Genomic DNA, 1,476 nt, shown 5'->3' with positions numbered 1-1,476 from the left:
TTTTAGTTATATTTAAATTATTATTTTGTATAATAAATATCCTCTTCTGGTACACTACCTCCTAGTACTTTTGGGTTAAAGTTGAATAGTTTTTCATAATAATTTATATAGTCATTTTTACATTCTGATATTGAAATAAACTTAAGATTAGTTCTATCTATAGCTTTTTGCAATACATCCTTTTGTACTGTAACACCAAATTCCTCTGCAAATTCACCTGCTTCTTTAGGATTTTTATTAATCCAATCAGTATTTTCAGCTATTATTTTTATAAAATTATTGATAAATTCAGTATTTTTTTCTGCAAAAGAAGATTTAACTATTAAAGTTGATTGAGGATACCCATTTTCATTCTTAAAAACACTTTTCCATGTATCATTTAGACTACATACTACTTTCAAATCTGAATTTTTGGAAAGTAAACCAGTTAGCGCTGGTTCTGGCACTATTCCTGTAGTTAGCTTATTAGTTGCTAGTAAAGGCACCAAATCACTAGCTTCATTAGAATAGTTAAAAATTACAGTAGAAGAATCAACTCCTTGTTCTTTTAAAAGTGATCGAACTGTTATATCCGGTGTTAAACCTTTCCCTATTGCTCCAACTTCTTTACCAGAAAGTGAAGAATCTAATCCTGTTACAGAAGAATCGCTACTTACTAAATAAAAAGATCCCATTCCTACAGTTCCAAGTATTTTATAATTTGAAGTCTTGTTATAAGCTACAGCCGCCATATTAGATGGAACAATTGCTAAATCAAGAGCCTCTTTCATCACATCTGTAGATAATGCATCTGAAGTCCCTTCTAAAATATACTTAACTTCATAATTATCTTTTATTTGATGCTTTTCCCCAGCCAATTTCGATATAGCTATTGCTGGTAAACCATCTGGTGCTCCAATACTTACTGATGTATTTTCAATTGCATTCTCTTCCTTTGTAGTTGTATTACTACAGCCTACTAAGATTGATGCTGATATAAATAATGATAAAGTCATTGATAAAATTTTCTTCATAATAAATCCCCCCCCATTACTTGTTCAGCTGATTAAATTATAGTATTAAAAAAATCCTTTGTTATTAGGCAAAGGATTTCAGTATAAGTATTTTATAATACTTAATATAATACAAAATAAATACTAATTTCTTTCCCCTCAGTTATACTTTGGGGTCAGCCTATACAATAATGGTAACACACTTTCTTTATATTTTGTATAATTTTTAGTTTTCTAATTATTAATAAAAAGTTTTTACCCATGAAGGAGCTGCTGCACCAAGAAGGCATAGTCTTGACACACCCAACGAATTATAATTTGATAAACATCTAATAGATATGGCACCTCCCATAGAGTGACCAATTAATGTAATAATTCATAAAATCCACCCTAATATATTTTCCTCATATAATATATTAAGGGGAATTTTATTCTATTATTAAATATCAGTATATATTATTACAAAACATATAAATAATATAGT

At 28.7% G+C, this 1,476-nt stretch carries 1 protein-coding gene; it reads right to left on the bottom strand.

All coding sequences use genetic code 11. The features are described 5' to 3' along the window. Positions 1 to 20: 20 nt before the first annotated feature. Positions 21 to 1,013 carry an ABC transporter substrate-binding protein gene (locus J7G74_RS16170; RefSeq protein WP_297137278.1) on the bottom strand — a complete coding sequence of 331 codons (993 nt, stop codon included), beginning with the start codon at positions 1,011 to 1,013 and terminating at the stop codon, positions 21 to 23. Positions 1,014 to 1,476: the final 463 nt, after the last annotated feature.

The organism is Terrisporobacter sp., assembly GCF_017888745.1.
In the GTDB taxonomy this organism is placed as follows: domain Bacteria; phylum Bacillota; class Clostridia; order Peptostreptococcales; family Peptostreptococcaceae; genus Terrisporobacter.
This window is presented reverse-complemented; position numbering and strand designations above follow the sequence as displayed.